This is a genomic window from Haloglomus salinum, assembly GCF_024298825.1.
Taxonomy (GTDB): domain Archaea; phylum Halobacteriota; class Halobacteria; order Halobacteriales; family Haloarculaceae; genus Haloglomus; species Haloglomus salinum.
The window spans coordinates 44,769-63,804 of record NZ_CP101153.1; the positions used below are offsets into that span (position 1 = coordinate 44,769).

Annotated in this window: 18 protein-coding genes; 12 read left to right on the plus strand and 6 right to left on the minus strand. The window is 67.9% G+C overall.

Annotation, left to right across the window (positions count from 1 at the left end; translation table 11 throughout):
* The first annotated feature begins 210 nt into the window (after positions 1 to 210).
* Positions 211 to 1,143 (plus strand): hypothetical protein, encoded by a 933-nt coding sequence (locus NL115_RS00225; protein ID WP_254831226.1) that lies wholly within the window; start codon positions 211 to 213, stop codon positions 1,141 to 1,143.
* Between the two features lie 41 nt (positions 1,144 to 1,184).
* On the opposite strand, the gene twy1 is transcribed toward NL115_RS00225, so the two are convergent.
* On the minus strand, positions 1,185 to 2,165 hold the full coding sequence (gene twy1, locus NL115_RS00230; RefSeq protein ID WP_254831227.1) for a 4-demethylwyosine synthase TYW1: 981 nt from the start codon (positions 2,163 to 2,165) through the stop codon (positions 1,185 to 1,187).
* A gap of 334 nt (positions 2,166 to 2,499) precedes the next feature.
* Here twy1 and NL115_RS00235 point away from each other — a divergent pair, with 334 nt between their 5' ends.
* From NL115_RS00235 to NL115_RS00245, 3 genes are all read left to right on the plus strand, one after another.
* Positions 2,500 to 2,718: a hypothetical protein gene (locus NL115_RS00235; protein WP_254831228.1), complete on the plus strand. Its 219-nt coding sequence runs from the start codon at positions 2,500 to 2,502 to the stop codon at positions 2,716 to 2,718.
* Positions 2,719 to 2,915: 197 nt separating this feature from the next.
* A complete protein-coding gene (locus NL115_RS00240) occupies positions 2,916 to 3,284 on the plus strand; it encodes a DUF555 domain-containing protein (RefSeq protein WP_254831229.1) in 369 nt (122 codons plus the stop codon).
* Positions 3,285 to 3,350: 66 nt separating this feature from the next.
* Positions 3,351 to 5,261, plus strand: a complete 1,911-nt coding sequence (locus NL115_RS00245; protein ID WP_254831230.1) for a PAS domain-containing sensor histidine kinase — start codon at positions 3,351 to 3,353, stop codon at positions 5,259 to 5,261.
* Between the two features lie 30 nt (positions 5,262 to 5,291).
* On the opposite strand, the gene NL115_RS00250 is transcribed toward NL115_RS00245, so the two are convergent.
* Entirely contained in the window at positions 5,292 to 5,849 is a 558-nt protein-coding gene (locus NL115_RS00250; protein ID WP_254831231.1) for a response regulator, read from the minus strand.
* A gap of 190 nt (positions 5,850 to 6,039) precedes the next feature.
* Here NL115_RS00250 and NL115_RS00255 point away from each other — a divergent pair, with 190 nt between their 5' ends.
* The 5 genes from NL115_RS00255 to psmB all read left to right on the plus strand — a co-directional run bounded on the left by NL115_RS00255 (position 6,040) and on the right by psmB (position 10,766).
* The gene (locus NL115_RS00255) at positions 6,040 to 7,563 is read left to right on the plus strand and encodes a TraB/GumN family protein (RefSeq protein ID WP_254831232.1); all 1,524 of its coding nucleotides are present in this window, start codon (positions 6,040 to 6,042) and stop codon (positions 7,561 to 7,563) included.
* Positions 7,560 to 8,234, plus strand: coding sequence for a zinc metalloprotease (locus NL115_RS00260; protein WP_254831233.1), 675 nt, complete (start codon positions 7,560 to 7,562; stop codon positions 8,232 to 8,234). Before NL115_RS00255 ends, NL115_RS00260 begins: the two co-directional genes overlap by 4 nt.
* A gap of 83 nt (positions 8,235 to 8,317) precedes the next feature.
* Complete coding sequence (locus NL115_RS00265; protein ID WP_254831234.1) at positions 8,318 to 9,466, plus strand: sensor histidine kinase; 1,149 nt, start codon at positions 8,318 to 8,320, stop codon at positions 9,464 to 9,466.
* Positions 9,467 to 9,727: 261 nt separating this feature from the next.
* Positions 9,728 to 9,895, plus strand: coding sequence for a hypothetical protein (locus tag NL115_RS00270; RefSeq protein WP_254831235.1), 168 nt, complete (start codon positions 9,728 to 9,730; stop codon positions 9,893 to 9,895).
* Between the two features lie 157 nt (positions 9,896 to 10,052).
* Positions 10,053 to 10,766: an archaeal proteasome endopeptidase complex subunit beta gene (gene psmB / locus NL115_RS00275; protein WP_254831236.1), complete on the plus strand. Its 714-nt coding sequence runs from the start codon at positions 10,053 to 10,055 to the stop codon at positions 10,764 to 10,766.
* A gap of 148 nt (positions 10,767 to 10,914) precedes the next feature.
* Here psmB and NL115_RS00280 read toward each other — a convergent pair whose 3' ends face one another.
* Entirely contained in the window at positions 10,915 to 11,196 is a 282-nt protein-coding gene (locus tag NL115_RS00280; protein WP_254831237.1) for a hypothetical protein, read from the minus strand.
* Between the two features lie 164 nt (positions 11,197 to 11,360).
* On the opposite strand from NL115_RS00280, the gene NL115_RS00285 reads away from it, so the two are divergent.
* Both NL115_RS00285 and NL115_RS00290 read left to right on the plus strand, forming a co-directional pair.
* Positions 11,361 to 12,188, plus strand: a complete 828-nt coding sequence (locus tag NL115_RS00285) for an MBL fold metallo-hydrolase (RefSeq protein ID WP_254831238.1) — start codon at positions 11,361 to 11,363, stop codon at positions 12,186 to 12,188.
* A 79-nt stretch (positions 12,189 to 12,267) separates the two neighbouring features.
* Positions 12,268 to 12,954 (plus strand): hypothetical protein, encoded by a 687-nt coding sequence (locus NL115_RS00290; protein WP_254831239.1) that lies wholly within the window; start codon positions 12,268 to 12,270, stop codon positions 12,952 to 12,954.
* Positions 12,955 to 12,963: 9 nt separating this feature from the next.
* Here the strand turns inward: NL115_RS00290 and NL115_RS00295 are convergent, their stop codons facing one another.
* Genes NL115_RS00295 through NL115_RS00305 form a run of 3 tightly spaced genes read right to left on the minus strand, consistent with a single transcriptional unit; the run spans position 12,964 to position 16,880 of the window.
* The gene (locus tag NL115_RS00295) at positions 12,964 to 13,251 is read right to left on the minus strand and encodes a hypothetical protein (protein ID WP_254831240.1); all 288 of its coding nucleotides are present in this window, start codon (positions 13,249 to 13,251) and stop codon (positions 12,964 to 12,966) included.
* Between the two features lie 49 nt (positions 13,252 to 13,300).
* Positions 13,301 to 14,416: a DNA topoisomerase IV subunit A gene (locus NL115_RS00300; RefSeq protein WP_254822815.1), complete on the minus strand. Its 1,116-nt coding sequence runs from the start codon at positions 14,414 to 14,416 to the stop codon at positions 13,301 to 13,303.
* Between the two features lies 1 nt (position 14,417).
* Positions 14,418 to 16,880 carry a DNA topoisomerase VI subunit B gene (locus tag NL115_RS00305; protein ID WP_254831241.1) on the minus strand — a complete coding sequence of 821 codons (2,463 nt, stop codon included), beginning with the start codon at positions 16,878 to 16,880 and terminating at the stop codon, positions 14,418 to 14,420.
* Between the two features lie 203 nt (positions 16,881 to 17,083).
* Between NL115_RS00305 and gyrB the strand changes: the two genes are divergently transcribed.
* Positions 17,084 to 19,000, plus strand: a complete 1,917-nt coding sequence (gene gyrB, locus NL115_RS00310) for a DNA topoisomerase (ATP-hydrolyzing) subunit B (RefSeq protein WP_254831242.1) — start codon at positions 17,084 to 17,086, stop codon at positions 18,998 to 19,000.
* Positions 19,001 to 19,036: the final 36 nt, after the last annotated feature.

The following is a 19,036-nucleotide window of genomic DNA, read 5'->3' on the forward strand; positions in this document are numbered from 1 at the left end:
GGGACCGCGAACCGCGGATGGACTCGCCGGTGTATGCGTGGTAGGGCCAGGTCCATGCAAAAGAGTGGCGGTCGTGGCCGTTCGTGCCGGGAGGCCGGCGCTCCCGAGCGCGGCGGTACACCGGTCGGGTCCGCGTCCGCTTCCTGCTGGATAAATACCCCATCTATCCCGGCAGCAGGGTAATCGTTCGGTCAACACACTCGTATGCTGATGGCAGACGATTCGACGTTCACACGACGAAACGTACTCAAATCCGGTGCAGCTGCTGCGACCGGGCTGGCCGGAGTCGGAACCGCCTCGGCAGAGGAAGGTCCGCTCGAGGACGCCAGGCAGATTCCGTGCCTCGACATGACGGACCGGATGGACGCGTTCGAGTCGGTCGACGCGGCATCGGTCGCGCCGGAGCGCTCCTCGGGTATCGGGCCGGGCTCGTTCGTCCTGATCTCACGTGGCGGGACGACGGCCGGCTGCACCGCCAACTTCGTCTGGGAGGGTGGAGACGGGAGCCTCTACCTGGGCGCGGCGGGCCACTGCTTCCTGCCGGGGAGCGCCGATGCCGAGACGAACGCGGGCGGCAGCTTCGACGCCAGCGACGTGCAGGTCCAGGTCTGTATCGATTGCGCGACCGGCGGCGCGACCGGCCTGAACGGCGTGCAGGTCGGGCGCCTGGTCGACCTCGGCGATGTCGTCTACGCGCGCCAGGCGCTGGACGGTGTCCAGATCGGCGAGGACTTCGGGCTGGTGGAGATCCCGTCGGCCGCAGAGGGCCTGATCGACAGGTCCATGCCCAAGTTCGATGGCCCCTCGACCGTCGGCACGCTGGAGGGAGGGGAGACGACCTGTCACTACGGGAACGCCGTGGCCTTCGGCGAGACGTTCCTCACGAAGGGTCGCACCGGCGCCGGCCTGGGGACCGACCCGGAGGCCGGCGTCTGGCGCGCGGCCACGGCCTCCGCGCAGGGAGACTCCGGCGCCGCCGTCCAGACCTGCCAGCCGACCGTGACCGGGTTCGATGGGAGCGAGGCCATCGGCGCCCTGACCCACCTGAGCACGAACGGCCCCGTCGCTGGAACGACCATCGAGAAGGCGAAGACGATGGTGAGCCGTGACGCCGGGCTGGACATCGACCCCCAGCTGTCGTAGAAGCGCCCGGGGGAATCGACCACAGGAATCGTCCGCGTCGCTCAGTCCGCGCTGGCGTCGTACGGATCGTCGTTCCAGAACTCGCTGCCACCCTTCAGTTTCGGTACCCAGGTGTCCTCGTCGCGCGCGAGCAGCGCGACTCGTGACTCGGGCACGTCGCGCAGGATGGGATGGGTCGGCAGGTACTCCTGGACCGCCTCGGTGAAGTCGATGACCTCCTCGTGGGCGGGCATCGCCGACCGGTCCAGTCGGCCGCGCGAGTGCCCGACGTGCATGTACGCCTTCAGCTCCACGAAGTCGGCGTCCGCGCGGTCGTACATCCCCGCGTACCACTCGGGATGGTGATCGTTGAATCCCTTGAGGACCGTCGTCCGGAGGACGGTGCGGGTCTCGTCCTTGGCGGCGAGCACGTCCAGCGTCTCGACGAGCTGGTCCCACGCGTCGTCCTCCATCGCGCCGACCACGTCGTCGAAGGTCTGCCGGTCGGCGGCGTCGACGCTGACGTACAGCTGGGTCGGGTCGCACTCCGCGATGACCTCCGGCCGGGTCCCGTTCGAGACGAGGAACGTCGTGATGCCGTGGTCGTGGAACGCCTCGATGAGTTCCGGGAGATACGGATAGAGGGTCGGCTCGCCGTCCAGCGAGATAGCGACGTGCCGGGGCTCCATCGCCTCCTCGAAGGCCTCGTCGGGTACCTGGTCGTTGCCGCCGAAGCCCGACAGCAGCTTGCGCTGGAGTTCGATGCTCGCCTCCACGACGGCCTCGGGGTCGTCCCACTCGACCCCGTCCAGTTCGTAGGAGTGACCCTGGTGGTCCCGCCAGCAGAAGACACACCGCTCGTTGCACTTCACGACGGGCGTCATCTGGATGCAGCGGTGGCTCTGGATGCCGTAGAAGGTGTTCTTGTAGCAGCGACCCTCGCCACGGAGCGCGTTGGCCGTCCACCCGCAGGTCTGGGCCGCGGTGTGGTTCCGGCTGTGGTAGTCCGGGTCGTCCACCTGTTTCGGCCCCGAATCGCTCATGTCCGTGTGGGCGGCGTGCGGCCACATATGGGTTGTGTGTCCAGGGACGGGTGGGCACCGCCGCAGGAGAATTTCCGTCCATATTGCGTATTCTGTCACATATGCGCGATTTTCAAGATTTATAACCAGTATATCTGAATAGTTGTGGGCACTCATCACTCGGACCGGTATCACGACCGACGACCAGAGGGGAGATGTACCCGCTACTATCCACACGATGAAGTGCTGGATATACCCGCTGTCGGCAGATACGGCCGCCTCACATCTCCTGTTGTTTTCTTGTCATAAATTCTTTGCTACAACGTTCTCATGTATCACACCACGGGGTGCAAACATGACGGCAACATTAAAGCTGAGAGGCACGGGGGGACTGGTCGTCCTGGGCATCATCGGCATCGTCGTCGGGGCGTTCATCTACAGTTCACCGGAGATGGTCCAGCCATGGATCGACGCTGTGCTGGAACGCCCGCTGGTTTCTGCAGGGTTCGGGATACTGCTCGTAGTTCTCGTCCTCTTCGGCGATGGCGCTCCCGGAGACGACGGCACAGCCTGATGGCTTCAGAGACAGACAGCTCGTACGCTACGACGTCTCGCTCGCTGCCCTCGCGAGAACCGCCGCGGCTCGCTGGGCTCCGCTCCGGTCGCTTCGCTCCCGCCGCTGTCGTTCGCTAGAGCGCGAGGACCTGCCGGCACTCGATGTACGACCGACGAACCGCAAGCCAATTCCCCAGTGGTCCCACATCAACGGCCATGAGCAACTACTACGTCCGGATGGAGGCCGCGTGGCTCGTGCGCGACGTCGAGGATTCGAACGACGCCATCGGCGTCGCCATCAGCGAGGCCGGGAAGCGACTCAACGAGGCCGACCTGGAGTACGTCGACATGAACGTCGGCGCGACCACCTGCCCGGCCTGCCGGGAGACGCTCGACTCCGTGTTCGTCGCGGCCGACACCGCGCTGGTGGGGCTGGCGATGGAGATGGAGATCTTCGACGCCGAGTCAGAGGAGCACGCCAGCCGCATCGCCACCAGCGAGGTCGGCGGTGCGCTCCGCAACGTCCCGCTGAAGGTCATCGAGGTCGTCGAGACCGACGACGAGGAGGACGAGGAGCCCGTCTGAGCCGGTCGGGTACCCGGGCGAGGATGGACGGGAGATTGACAACGGTGGGGAGCCCACTGTATCGAAGTGTCGAATCAGAACGACCAGTCCGTGGTGGCGGACGCCCTCCGGGCCCTCGTCGAGGACCACGACGCGGCCGTACTCGTCGTCGACGACGACGGCGTGGTCCGCTACGCCAACCAGCGAGCAGCCGACCTGGTCGGCGACGCGGAGGGCGGCGGCGCGAAGGACGGCGACGCGGACACCGACATCGCCGGGCGACCGGTCGATGCCCTCCTCGGCCCCGCGCCGGGGACCGACGCGGACGACGTGGTGTCGCTCGTCCACGACCGGTCGGCGGACCCCGTCGCGCTCGTCACGACGGCTGCCACCGGGGAGCGGACACGTCTGGATGGCTCCACCATCACCTGTCCGGGCGGGGTGGCACTCACCCTCCGAACGTCGCCCAGCGCGACTGGCGGACCGAGTATCGGTGAGCGGGTCGACGGGACCGGGGGCGGAGCCGACACGTACGTTCCCGATGCCGGCTGGCAGCGGGTCCTGGAGACGGCCAGGGCCGGAATCGCCATCCTCGATGAGGACGGCCGCTACCGCTACGTCAACCCCGCCCACGCCGACGTGTACGGCTACGACTCGCCGGAGGACCTCGTGGGGCGGAACTGGCGGTCGCTGTACGACGAGGCCGAGGTCGAACGGCTCGAGACGGAGGCCATGGTGGCCCTCGAGCGTGACGGGGGCTGGAGCGGGACCCCGACCGGGCGCCGGCGCGACGGCGAGCCGTTCCCCCAGGCGCTGACGCTCTCGCAGCTCCCGGGTGGCGGTCTCGTCTGCGTGGTCCGGGACCGGACCGAGCAGGTCGAATCCCGGGCGACGCTGGAGGCGCTCCACGAGGCGACCCGGGACCTGCTCGCCGCCGATAGCCGGGAGGCGGTCGCCGAGGTGGCCGTCGAGGCGGCGGCCCGCGCGCTCGACCTCCCGCTGTCGTCGGTTCATCTCCACGACGAGGAACGGGACGCCCTCGACCCGGTCGCGTGGAGCGACGCCGTCGCGGAGACGTTCGACAGTGTCCCCACGTTCACCGCCGGCGATGGGAGCGCCGCGTGGGCGGCGTTCCAGTCCGGCGAGCCCCGACGATTCGACGACCCCGACGAGGCCGACCGACTGTACAGCCAGGGAACCCCGGTCGGTGGAGAGCTCATACTCCCGCTGGGCGACCACGGGGTGCTGCTCACCGGCTACGTCCAGGGCGACGGATTCGCCCAGGAAGGGGTCCGGCTGGCCCGCACCCTCGCGGCCTCGGTCACGACCGCGCTCGACGGGGTGACCGCGGCGGAGGCGCTCCGTGAACGCCACGAACAGCTGGAGCGGTTCTCGGCCATGCTCAGCCACGACCTCCGTGACCCGCTCAACACCGCCATGGCCACGACCACGCTCGCGCGACAGACCGCTGAGGGGGAGACCGTCGAGTACCTGGACACGCTCGACGAGCTCCACACCCGGATGGAGTCGCTCATCGCCGATGTCCTGGCGCTGTCGCGCGACCCCGCGGAGCTGGAGCGGACCCCGACCGACCTCGGGCCGCTGGTCCGCGAGGCCTGGGAGACCGCCCGAACGGCCACCGGCGCGACCGACGCGACGTTGACCGTCGACGGGTCGGGAACCGTCGACGCCGACACCACGCATCTCCGGCGACTGATGGAGAACCTGCTCGGAAACGCCACCCGACACGGTGGGGAGGGGGTGAGTATCCACGTGGGACTCGCCGACGATGGGTTCTACGTGGCCGACGATGGGCCCGGTATCGCGCCGGACCGACGCGAGCAGGTGTTCGAGCGTGGCCACAGCGACAGCGGGACGGGACTCGGCCTCGACATCGTCCAGCAGGTCGCACAGACGCACGGTTGGTCGGTCTCGGTCGGGGAGAGCGCGGCGGGCGGTGCACGGTTCGACATCGAGACGGACGCCCACGTCCGGTAGACGCGAGGAGAGCGGCGTTCGGTCGCTCGGCTACTCGTCGACGAGGTCGCGGACGGCCGCGGCGAAGGCGTCGTGGCTCAGCTCGCCCGCGTGGTCGCCGGTCTCGTCGTCGATGCGCTCCAGCTCGGTCAGCAGCTCCTGGTACTCCTCGCTTTCGGCCAGTTCGCTCTCGGTCATCTCGATCTCGAGCACCGCCCGCTTCTCCGCGAGCGCGAACTGTTCACGGACGCCGGCCGCGTACTCGTCGAGGGAGACGAGCTGGTCGACCGTCTCGACGAGGTCGGATTTCGTGACGGGCTTGGTCAGGTAGGCGTCGAACTCCATGTCCACGATATCGAAGTCCGGGTCGACGGCGGTCACCATCGCGACACGCGGGTCGAACCCGCGGTCGTGGAGTGCCTCCAGCACCTCGTCGCCGGAGAGGGTCGGCATCCGGCGGTCCAGCAGCACGACATCCACCGTGTCATCGACGGCTTCGAGGGCCTCCTCACCGCCCGTCGCGGTCACGATGTCGAACTCGTTCTTGAGCCAGAGCGCGTAGGCCTCGACGACGTTCGGCTCGTCGTCGACGATGAGGACCCGGGTCATCGACACCCATTCCTCCGCCACAGGTCGCTCGCAGCGATGTCACACATTGCTTCGAGATTGGGCTAGCAGCGGCATTAAACCTTCTACCAGCTTCCGGTTCCGTTCCGCCGCACCGACCGCCTGGTGGCGATTGTGGTCCACGTGCGCGGACTCCGACAGGTGTAAGCGGCTCGCCACGCGAGACCACTCCATGACTGACGGGGCCGTCGAAGCGGACGATACCCGCGACGCCGAGCACGCTGGGAGCGTCCGCGTCGTCGGGACCGCCCACGTCTCACAGGAGAGCGTCGACGAGGTCGAACACACCATCGAGGAGGAACGCCCGGACGTGGTCGCGGTCGAGCTGGACGAGGGGCGCTTCCGGCAGATGAAAGGCGAGACGCCCGACGACCTCGACGCCGCGGACCTGCTTCAGGGGAACACCGTCTTCCAGTTCCTCGCCTACTGGATGCTCTCGTACGTGCAGACCCGGCTGGGCGACCGCTTCGACGTCCGCCCGGGCGCGGAGATGCTCGCGGCCGTCGAGACCAGCGAGCAACTCGGCATCGATGTCGCGCTGGTGGACCGGGATATCCAGGTGACCATCCAGCGCTTCTGGGCACGGCTGTCGGGCCTGGAGAAGCTCAGACTGCTCGGCGGCCTCGCCTTCGGCGTCGCCAGCCCGTTCGCCGTCGGACTGGGCGTCGGCCTGACCGTCGGACTGTTCGCCGCGCTGGTCGCCGGCGCGGTCGGCGGCGCGCCGCTGGTCCCGCCGGGCACGCCCCTCGCCGGCGTCGTCGACGCGGCACTGGTCGGGGCGCTGGTCGGGCTCGGTGTCGCCGCCCTGCTCGGTATCGCCCTCCGGCTCACTGCGCCCGAGGAGACGGAGGACATCGACGAGTTCGACCCCGCCGAGCTGACCGACACGGACGTCGTCTCGGCGATGATGGAGGAGTTCCGCCGGTTCTCACCGGGCGGCGCCGAGGCGCTCATCGACGAGCGCGACGCCTACATCGCCCACGAGCTCGTTCGTCTCCGCGACGCCGGCAACCACGTCGTCGCCGTCGTCGGCGCGGGCCACCAGGAGGGAATCGAGCGCTACCTCGCCAACCCCGAGACGCTCCCGCGGATGGAGGACCTGGTGGGACGCCAGGAGTCCTCGCGGTTCTCGCCGTACAAGCTCTTCGGCTACCTGTTCACACTGGGCTTTCTCGTCTTCTTCGCCCTGCTCGCGGTCGCCGCCTACACCGGCGTCCCGGGCGCGTCGAGCGGCCTGCTCGTCCGGTTGTTCGCCGCGTGGTTCCTCGTCAACGGTCTCCTGTCGTTCGGCCTCGCGAAGCTCGCGGGCGCACACTGGCCCAGCGCGACCGTCGGCGGAGCGGTCGCCTGGCTCACCTCCGTCAACCCGCTGCTCGCGCCGGGCTGGTTCGCCGGCTACGTCGAACTCCGCTACCTCACGGTCAACGTCGCCGATATCGCCGAGCTGAACGAGCTGCTCGACGACACGGAGACGCCCATCCCCCAGCTCATCGGCAACATGCTGGACGTGCCGCTGTTCCGGCTCATCGTCATCGTCGCCGCGACGAACATCGGCTCGTTCGTCGGGAGCATCCTGTTCGCGACGGTGCTCATCCCGTACCTCTTCGCCGAAATCGGCGGCACCGACGAGATCGTCCGGCTGATGCTCGCCGGAGCGCGCAACAGCGTCGACCTGCTCGTGGGGGGGATACTATGAGCGGGCGCGGGGTTCGTGCCGGCGGGCGGGGCGGTGGTATCTCGTTCAGCGCCCGCGAGACGCGCGACCTCGTCGTCGCGTGGCTGGCGCTGGGCGTGGCGTTCACCCTCTTCCTGCTGGTCACGTCCGGCCGTGGCGTCGGGCCGGCGGGCCTGCTCGGCCTTCTCGGCACGGGCCTGTTCGTCGAGCTACTGGTCCTGTCGTTGCTGACCGCCGGGGTCGGCTTCCTGCTCCACGAGCTCGCACACAAGGTCGTCGCCATCCGATTCGGACAGGTCGCGGAGTTCCGCGCGGACTACACCATGCTGGGGCTCGCACTGGCGGCAGCGCTCGTCGGCTTCCTGTTCGCCGCGCCCGGCGCGGTCTACCACAGCGGCCGTATCACGCATCGCGAGAGCGCGGGTATCGCGCTCGCGGGGCCGCTCACGAACGTGGTCCTCGCCGGCCTGTTCCTTCCGGTGTTCCTGCTCGCTGAGGGCGGGTTCCTGCTCCGGGCCGGGCAGCTCGGTGTAACGCTGAACGCCGTCCTCGCCGGCTTCAACATGATTCCGTTCGGTCCGCTCGACGGCCGGAAGGTGCTCCGATGGAACTACGTCGGCTTCGGGGCGAGCTTCCTGCTCTGTGCCGGGGTCGCCGTGGTGAGCGTCCTCTACGTCGGGTTCCCCATCTGAGACCGGAGCCCCGACAGCTGGGCGGTAGACCGAAGTACCAGCGCTTCTCACGAGGAACAACGTCGAATGAGGAACAACATCGAATGAGTGTGGGCCGTATCCGTGAAGCGGTAGAGCGAGGGGGCGGGTCGTGGTTCGTCAGCGGAATCGGCGTGGTGCTGGCGGGCCTCTCGCTGTGGTACGTCATCGTGTTCCGTGCCCTCTCGATCACCTCGTCGGCCGTCGGGTCGCCGGGGTTCGTCCTGGCGGTGCTGGAGGTGATTCTCCTGGGTGGGTTCTCGGTGGTGCTGGTCTACGCGGGCTACTGGCTCGCGACCAGCCAGTTCGACTCCCAGCAGCTCTGGTGGGCCGGCCTCTGGACGGTGGTCGGCCTGGCCGGTATCGTCGCCATCGTGGCGCTCCTGCAGAGTTCGCAGCTCTCCGAGGGGCAGGCACTCTCGGAAGTGACCATCGTCGAGGAGCTGTTGCTGGCCGCCGGCGGCGGCGGCATCGCCGGCCTCCTCATCGGTATCTCGACGGTCCAGTCGATGTGGAGCCAGGAGCAGGTCGAGCGCCAGCGCGACACGCTGGAGTTCGTCAACGAACTGCTGCGACACAACGTCCTCAACGGGATGCAGGTCGTGCTCGCGAGTGCCGAACTCGTCGAGGAGGAACTGGACAGCGAGGACCCGGACCACGAGACGGTCGAGAGCGCCCTCTCCCACATCGACGACCGGGGCGAGGACATCGTCGAACTCGTCGAGAACGTGCGCGTGCTCGCACAGTCCGTCTCCGGAGATGTCGCCTGCGGTCCGGTCGTCGTCTCCTCGCTTCTCACACAGAAGGCCGGGACCGCCCGCGGGACGTATCCCGAGGCGACCATCCGGACCGACATCGAACCGGACGTGACCGTCTCGGCCGACGACCTGCTGCCGGCCGTCTTCGAGAACCTGCTGGCCAACGCCGTCGACCACAACGACCGGGAGCACCCCACCGTCGAGGTCGCCCTCGAGACTGACCCGGACGAGGGGGTGGCCGTCGTCACTGTCGCCGACGACGGCCCCGGTATTCCGGACGAGTACAAGGAGGCCTACTTCGGCCCCGGAGAACAGGACGAGGGGAGCGTCGGACAGGGTCTCGGCCTGTATCTGGTCGACACGCTGGTCGACCGCTACGGGGGAGCGGTCACTGCCACCGACAACGAGCCACGTGGTGCCCGGTTCGAGGTCGAACTCCCGCTCCACGAGGACTGACCAGCATCGCACCACCGCGATTCCCGCGTTTCGCCCCGTGAGCCGCCGCGCACGTCGCCGGACGCTACAGGGAATATCCGCATAAGTTATGGAAACGCGGCAGGTCACCGAAGGGAGTGATTCGGCCGCTTCCGCAGAGGCGCACAGTCGGGCGGTAAGGACCGTGATAGACCATCGAAACCGCATGACTGCGGCGGGATAACTGCCAGCGGACCGGGGAGAAGGCTTATATACACCCGAGCATCCCCCCAGAGTACGAAGATGATAGATACGGCGTACCGCGCAACGCTGCTCGCCCTCTACCAGTTCAGCATCATGCTCGGCATCCTGCTGCTCCCCGTCGCGCTGGCGGTCCAGCGTGCCGGGCTCCAGATGCCGATGGACCGGGTCATCGAACGGCTCGGCTCCGCCTACGAGAACGCCGCCTGAGAACTGGCCCCACCTGCCACTCCGAGGACTCGTTTCTCGACCGACCAGCCCGGGGAGCGGTGCCGCCGTCGACCGCCGACCAGGGGATGGGGACCGGCCACCTCGTTCGGTGCCCGAAGGGGTGCCTTTATGCACGCGACGAGTGTATGCCGGCCCAATGCGTCAGAACGAATTCTCTGCCCCGAGCGTGGGGGACGGCATGGAGTCCGCGGTGTACGAGCCGGAGCTCGGCCAGCTCCCCGACGTGTCCGAGAAGGACGCCGAGAAGGTCAACACCACCGGGACGACGACCATCGGCATCACCACCGACGAGGGCGTCGTCATCGCGACGGACATGCGCGCCTCGCTGGGTGGCCGCTTCGTCTCCAACAAGAACGTCCAGAAGGTCGAACAGATCCACCCGAGCGGTGCGCTCACGCTCGTCGGCTCGGTCGGTGGCGCCCAGTCGTTCATCCGCTCGCTCCGCGCGGAGGTCAACCTCTACGAGGCTCGCCGTGGCGAAGACATGAACATCGAGGCCCTCGCGACGCTTGCGGGTAACTTCGCCCGTGGCGGTCCGTTCTTCGCCATCAATCCCATCCTGGGCGGCGTCGACGACGACGGCCACCACGTCTACTCCATCGACCCCGCGGGCGGTGTCATGGAGGACGACTACACCGTCACCGGCTCCGGGCTCACCGTCGCCTACGGGACGCTCGAGCGCGAGTACAGCGACGACCTCACCATCGACGAGGCCAAGCAGGTCGCCGCCAGCGGTGTCAAGGCCGCCGTCGAGCGCGACACCGGCTCCGGTAACGGCGTCTTCCTCGCGGAGGTCACCGAGGAGGGTGTCGACATCAACGGTCACAAGGACTTCGACGAAGTCCTGTAGCGCGGGCCGACCCCTGCTTCGGGTCGACGCGTTGGTTCTCTGACCGTCAGCGAACTAGACACCCGACATTCTCCATAACTAAACTATACAGCGGACGCTCCCGGAAGAGCCCAATAGCGTCGGTTCAACTTGAAGAAGCTGCTCGCAGTCAGTCCGCCAGCTGGTCCTCGATAGCGGCCAGGCGCTCCTCGATGTCGTCCATACGGTCGACGATGGCCTCGACGCGCACGTCCTCGGCTTTCGCGTCGTCGACGCGCTGGATACGGCGGGCGAGCTCGTCGTGAGTCTCGCGGGCGGCATGCTGGAGTTCGTCGACGCGCTCCTCGACCGTACTCTCGGTCGTCCCGATGGTGGGCACGTCCGGAGAGCGGTAGGAGCGCTTCGTCTCCACCTGCTTCACGTGGCGCTGGAGTTCGTCGTCGCTGACCATGGGTGCTCGTGGCGGCGGTGCCGCCGGTGTCTCTACTCCTGGTTCCACCCACGGCATCATAAGGACCCGAGCGCGTTTTCCGACCCTGAGAACGGCCGCCCGCGCGGGAGTCCGTCACCGACCGGCGGCAGAACGTTCAGGGGGGCGCCGCCGCTACCGCGAGCATGGTCCACCACGACGGTATCCGGGCCGACTGGCTCGGCTACGCCACGCTCCGACTGGAGACGCCCGCCCCCGATGCGGCGCCGGGGAGCGAGAACGGCGGCTCCAGCACGGTCGTCTACTGCGACCCCGGCCGCTACGGCGTGCTCTCGGGGGAGTGGCCGCCCGAGAGGGCCGGCGGTGCGGCGGACCATCACCCGCAGGGGCCGGCGGTCGAACCACGGGACGGCGACCTCGTCTGCGTGACCCACGACCACCACTACGACCCCGCGGCCATCCGCCGGGTGGCGAGCGAGGACGCGACGGTCGTCGTCTTCGAGGGCGTCAACACCCACCGCATCGACCGGGATGTCGAGCGACCGGTCGACCTCCCCCACGAGCTACGCCGCGTCGACGACGAGGCCGACATCGCGGTCGGCGAGGTCATCGTCCGGACGACAGCGGCGTTCAATCACGCCGATGGTCCGCACGTCGATGCGTCGGGCGACCCTATCCATCCGGAGGGGTTCGGCTGCGGGTTCCACTTCACCCTCCCCTCGCCCACGAGGGACGAGGACATCCGGGTCTTCTGGCCCGGCGATACGGACGTACTGGAGGGCCACGCCGAGCTGGACGTGAGCCTGTTCTGCCCGCCCATCGGCGGCGCGTTCACCATGGACCGGCACGCGGCCGCCGACCTGGCCGCCGCGATGGAACCGGAGCTGGTACTGCCGGTCCACTACAACACGTTCGAGGCCCTGACGACTGATTCGCGTGCGTTCGCCGCCGACGTGGCCGAGACCGGGATTCCGGTCGTCCTCTCGGAGACGTGGGCGAGCCCAGTTAGCTGACCCCACTTGTACCCCCGGCTGGAGACTGAACAATCATTAAACCGGGGCGGGTCCCCGCCGTGATACGGTGATTCGAACGGTGCGCTTCGCAGTCGTTCTGGTCGTACTACTGGTCGGACTGACAGCAGCGACGGCGCCGGCCGCGGCGACCGGCGAGGATGGTCTGGTCGGCGGGGACGGTGACGGCCCGGTCATCGGACCCAACGAGAGCGGCCTCCAGGTCGGCAGTGAGGTGGTCTCCGCTGGCCCCGGTGGTGCCGAGGGTCTCGGCCAGGAAGCCGGCCCGGAGACAGTCGATATCACGGAGAACCCGTCGACACCCCTCGGGAACACGACGGTCGGCGTCGGTGCCGGCGGGGAGGGACTCGCCATCGCTTCCGACCCCCCCGGTGTCGACCGCGAGGAGCCGGTCGGCAACGGTATCGACGGTGACGCCGACCGGGGTGTGACTGACACCGGTGACGACGGGTCGACGGTGGTTCTCGATGCGGGTCCGGGTGGCGGGGACGCACAGGTCCAGTGTCTCGAGAACGATGCGGGCAGCTACTGCGAGAAGAGCGGCAACGTCTCACTCGCCGTGGTCGGGGTCGACTACGAGGGGTACAACCAGTACGACTCGACGGACCGGAGCGGGAGCTTCGGCGACACCGTCGCGGTCCGGGTTGGCGGCGAGCGCGTCGGGACGGCCAGCGTCAACAGCAGCGACAGTCCCGCGTCCGCCCTGGTGGGCAGGCTCGGTGGCGTCGGGTTCGGACTCTTCGGCTGAGGCCACCCGCTACCCCAGTACGAGGCCGACGAGGAGCACGACCGCGACCAGGACCGTCAGTACGGTGATCGCGAGGAACGCGACCCGCACGAACCGGCTGTCGGCGATGAGACTCCGGTCGGACGACATCGGCTCCAGCAGCCGCCCGCGGGCGCGCTCGAGCCGCCCCTCCAGCCCGCCGAATCGGGCGTCGTAGTCCTCGCGTGGAATGACGACCTCGTTCCGACAGATGGCACACTCCTCCGGCGGCTCGTGGTAGGGGCGCTCGCAGTTGGTGCAGATCCACTCCTCCGACACGCCTCGGTAGAGGTGTGGAGAGGCGAAAAGGGTTGGCGTGGTGGGGCGGTCAGAACACGCCCATCTCGGTCAGGCGCTCGGGCAGGTAGGTGTCGGTCACGAAGTCGAGGCCGCGCGAGGCGAGCGCCTGCTGCTCTGCTTTCTTCCCGATATCGAGCTGCAGCTCGATCTGCTCGCGCCAGAACTCGCTCTGGAAGCGTGGGTCGTCCAGTTCGGACTCGAGCGCGTTGATGTCCGAGTCCGCCAGCGGGTCCGTCGGCAGGTCGTAGTCGACGATGTCCTGTGGGCGGATGCCGACGAACTGCGCCGCCGGCGTGGCGAGGTACTCCGAGAGGTGTGCGGACTTGATGGAGCCGTACGCCACCGAACCGTAGATGCGGTACGACCACGGGTCGCCGTCGGTGAAGACCACGACCGGGAGGTCGAGCTCGTCGTGGAGGCGCTTGGTGATGCGCCGTGTCGCGCGGGCCGGCTGGCCCTTCAGGTGGACGACGATGCAGCCGTACTCCTCGTCGAAGCCGTTCTCGACCAGCCGGTCGCGCATCCCACCGGTCTCGACACAGAGGATGAACTCCGCGTCGTTGTCGAGGAACTCGATGGTGTCGGGGTTGTTGGGAATCTGGTAGCCGCCCTCGCCGACGTCCTCCTGGCAGTGGATCTCCCGCTCGCCGCGGCGGGTCTGCTCGCGCAGGAGGAGCGGGCCCATCAGGGTCGCACCGGATTCCTCCGGGCGCATGTGGAAGTCCTCGCGAGTGACGCCCGAGACCACCTCCAGGTCCTCGACGAGGCCGTTGGAGTCGTCCTGGTCGTTGAACTGGGCGAACTCGTTGTCCCAGGACTCGCTGAGATAGTAGAGTTCACGCAGGGTCGAGGAGCGGTCCTCCTCGAGTTGCTGGGCCAGGAACTCGATGGTGTAGATGGCCTTCAGGAGCTTCTGGGCCCCGGCCTTGGTCTTCGCCGTCCGGGTCGTCTGCCGGTCGCCCAGCACCCAGACGCCCTTCTCCTCGGAGTACTCGATGTTGCTCTTCGTCCGGGTCGGGATACGCATCCGCGGGACATCCCCCTCGGCGAACTGGTCGTAGAACTCGCTGGCGAGCTCGATGAGCTCCTGGCGCGCTCGTTCGCTGTTCGGCTCGGTGTCGGTGTCTGCGTTCTCGGTACTCATATCAGGCGTTGGTGGTCAGCTTCTCCTCCTCGATGCCCTCGACCGCGACGTCGAACTCGGCGTCCTCGCCGACATCGTAGACCAGTTCGGCAGTCTCACCGCCCGCCACGGAGGGTTGCCAGCGGACGAACCACTCCCCGTCCATCTCGACGACGCTAGCGTCCTCCACCTCCCCGGGGTCCACCGAGCAGATGTCGGTGATCTCGGGCTCGATAGTCGTGTCGTCGTTGTTCTCGACGGCGAGCGTGACGTGGCCGTTCTCCTGGCGCCGCTCGACGAGGACGTTGTTCATGATGCGGGCGAGCGAGTCCTCGATGTGAAGCGGTTCGCGGCCGGTGACCTCGGTCAGTTTGTCGGCCATCTCGGGCAGTATCTCGGCCAGCGTGTCGCGCTTCTGCCGGCGCTCGCGCAGCGACTGCTGCTTGTTGAGGTAGGTCTTCAGTTCGCGGGCGGCCTCCCGGAGAGCGAGTTCGATCTCGTCCTCTATCTCGGGGACGTTCGCGACGGCGTCCTTCGATTCGCTCGTGAACGGAACGTTCGTCGAGGCGACGTGGACCATCAGCACGGCCGGCCCGTTCGGGATGCCGCTGCCCCCCGGCTGGTCGAGGTTGTAGTTCCGCCAGTTGATACGCTTGATGACGTCGACCGTCGCGCAGGCGCCGCGCTGGTAGACCAGCGGGACGCGGTTGGCGAACCGGAGGATGTCCACGGCCCCCTCCGATTCGAGGTCGCCGCCGTAGGCGATGCCGGCCTCGACGATGAACGGGTCGCCGCCGTGGACCTCGGCGTCACGGGTGCAGGTCGCGAAGAAATCCGCGTCGTACTCCTTTCGCAGCCCCGCATCCACGAGCTCCTCCGTGATGGGCGCCAGGCAGTCCGTCGGCGGCGAAAGGATGTCCGTCTCGCGCATCGCCTCCAGCAGCCGGGCCACGGAATCCCGATCGTCGACGAGCGCCGCCACGTTCGGCGGCTCCGTCTCGACGGTCCGGGCACGGGCCCAGAGCGCGTCGACGACGTTCTCGCGGGCGGTCTCGCCGAAGGTCTCGTCGTCACGCTCGGCCGTCCGCTCGGCGGCCCAGTCGACCCAGCCGGCCAGCGTGTCCCGGGTCACGCGGTCGCGAACCCCGTCGCCGACGCCGGGCTCGTGCATCTCGGCGTCGGCGAAGCGGTCGGCGATACGCCGGGCGAGGCCGTCGACGGCCGCGTCGTCCTTCCGGGTGGTGGTCGCCTCGTCGACGAGCCGGTAACAGTCCGGCTCGCGGCGGGTCGTCACCTCACCCCAGGCCGCCGCGACGGCGTTCTCGCGGACGGTACTCCCGAGACGGACGTCGTGCTCGTCCTCCACCTCGTCGGCTGCCGCCTCGACCGCGTTCTCGACATCGCCGTAGCCGACGTGGTCGTGCTCGTCGAGGGCGGCGTAGACCTCCTCGGCGAAGGCCTCGGTCGCCGTGGCGCCCTTGTTCGCCGTCGCGTCGACGACAGCGCCGACCACGTCGGCCTCGTCGGTCGTTCCGGGGACGCGCCAGGTCATCCCGCGGCCGAGCTGCCGGTCGCGGAAGGCGTCGACGACGTTGGTCGCGGTCGTGCCGCCGACGCGGGTGAACTCCCCCTGGAGGAAGCCACTGATGGAGTACGAATCCGTCGCCTCCAGCATCTTCTTCAGCGTCCCGAGCTCGACACCGTGCGGGTGGGGCTTGATCTCCTCCGTCTCGGCGGGAAGCTGGTCGGTCGCGCGCTCGAACTTGAGCGGCTCGTCCAGCCCCGGCTCGCGCAGTTCGATGCGGGCGTGCGGGTTGACGACCGCCGTGTGCTCGATGTAGTCGTGGAGCTGCTGGCGGGCCCGCATGTTGCCCTCCATCTCCAGCTCGATGCGGGTGCCGTGTGGGCGTTCCCACGTGGTCGCCTCGTCGGTGTCGATCTCGGGCTCGTTGGCGTCCGTGTCGATGATGAGTTCGAAGAACCGCGCGTCCCCACCGCGTGGTTTGGAGGTGATCTTCGCGGGCTTGCCGGAGGTGAGCTGCGAGTGCATGACCGCGGCGGAGATACCGATACCCTGCTGCCCGCGGTTCTGCTCCCGCTTGCCGAATCGGGAGCCGTACAGCAGTTTGCCGAATATCTTCGGCACCTGCTCTTTCGTGATACCCGGACCGTTGTCCTCGACGACGAGCCGGTAGTAGTCACCGGCCTCCTCGATCTCGACGTAGATGTCGGGCAGGATACCGGCCTCCTCGGTCGCGTCGAGGGCGTTGTCGACCGCCTCTTTGACGGCCGTGACGAGCCCCCGGGCACCCGAGTCGAAGCCGAGCATGTGCTTGTTCTTCTCGAAGAACTCGGCGATGGAGATGGCCCGCTGCTCCCGGGCGAGTTCCTCGGCGATGCCGTCGCCATCGCCGCCACCGCCGTTGCCGTCACCATCGCCGTCGCCACCCCCGTCACCGCCGAGTTCCGACTGGAACGAAGTCATTCGTGTGGGACCCCTATCCCCCGGGAAGGTAAAACCTGCCCGCTACCGTGGTGAAAGTGGAACGCGACCGACCGACATCCGGTTGCTGTCCGTCGGTCGCGTCCGGGAGGGTCGGGACTGACGGCACTCCAGCAGTACGTAGCTGACTTTCGCGCGCGCGTGCGAGGTTTTAAACCCGAACGCATACTAGCCGTGGTAGATAGATGTCCCAGGGATACAGCGAGGACAACATCCAGACCCTCGAGGGGCTGGAGGCGGTCCGGAAACGGCCCGCCATGTACATCGGCTCGACCGACGCGCGCGGCCTCCACCATCTCGTCTACGAGGTCGTCGACAACTCCATCGACGAGGCCCTCGCGGGCTACTGTGACACCATCGAGGTGACAATCCACGAGGACCAGTCGGTGAGCGTCAGCGACGACGGCCGCGGCATCCCAGTCGGTGAACACGAGTCCGGCAAGAGTGCCGTCGAGGTCGTGATGACGGTGCTCCACGCCGGGGGGAAGTTCGACAAGGACTCCTACCAGGTGTCGGGTGGGCTCCACGGCGTCGGCGTCTCCGTGGTCAACGCGCTCTCGCGCTGGCTGGAGGTCGAGGTCAAGCGCGACGGCGGCGTGTACCGGCACCGCTTCGACCACGGTGACCCCGACCAGGAACTCGAGCGCGTCCGGGACATGGAGCCCGACGAGGAGACGGGGACGACCATCCAGTTCTGGCCCGACCCTGAGATCTTCGAGACGCTCGATTTCACCTACTCCACGCTCGCCTCCCGCCTGCGCGAGCTCGCCTTCCTCAACCCCGGCGTCGCCATCGCCATCGAGGACGAGCGTGACGGCGGGCGCGAGACCTTCGAGTACGAGGGCGGCATCAAGGAGTTCGTCGAGTACCTCAACGAGACCCGCGACGTGCTCCACGAGGACGTGCTCTTCATCGACGGGAGTGGCGAGAGCGAGGACGGCGAGGTGCAGGTCGAAATCGCCATCCAGGCCACGGCGGGCGTCCAGGGATCCATCCACGCGTTCGCGAACAACATCAACACCCGCGAGGGCGGCACCCACATGACCGGGTTCAAGACCGCCCTGACCCGGGTGGTCAACGACTACGCCACCTCCCAGGGGCTCCTGAAGGATATCGACGGGACCCTGAAGGGCGAGGACATCCGCGAGGGCCTCACGGCGGTCCTCTCCATCAAGCACCCCGACCCGCAGTTCGAGGGGCAGACGAAGACGAAACTGGGCAACGGGGAAGTGAGGGGCATCGTCGAGGGCATCGTCCACGAGAAGCTCTCGGCGTATCTGGAGGAGCACCCCGACACCGCCGAGGCCCTCGTCTCCAAAGCGGTGGAGGCCGCGAAGGCGCGGATGGCCGCGAAGAAGGCCGAGGAGCTCACGCGCCGCAAGTCCGCGCTCGACTCGACCTCGCTGCCGGGCAAGCTGGCCGACTGTCAGAGCCGGGACCCGACCGAGGCCGAACTGTTCGTCGTCGAGGGGGACAGTGCCGGCGGCAGCGCGAAGCAGGGCCGCGCCCCCGAGTTCCAGGCGGTCCTGCCGCTGCGCGGGAAGATTCTCAACGTCGAGAAGCACCGCCTCGACCGCATCCTCGAGAACGACCAGATACGGAACCTCATCACCGCCGTCGGCACCGGCATCGGCGACGAGTTCGACATCGAGGACTGTCGCTACCACAAGATCATCATCATGACAGACGCCGACGTGGACGGGGCCCACATCCGGACGCTGATGCTGACCTTCCTCTACCGGCACATGCCGGAACTCCTCGAGCGGGGCTACGTCTACGCCGCCCAGCCGCCCCTCTACCGGGTCCGCAATCGCGGCGAGACGTACGACGCGATGACCGAGGCCGAGCGTGACCGCATCGTCGAGGAGGTCTGTGACGGCTCGCCCGACCAGGTCCAGCGGTTCAAGGGGCTGGGCGAGATGAACCCCGAACAGCTCTGGGACACGACGATGAACCCGGAGAACCGCATCCTCAAGCAGATCAACATCGAGGATGCGGCGACCGCCGACCGGATGTTCTCGGTCCTGATGGGCGACGCGGTCGAACCGCGCAAGCAGTTCATCAAGGACCACGCAGAAGACGCAGAGTGGGTAGATATCTGAGTTATTCCAGCAATCGAAAATGAAAATGGAAACTAA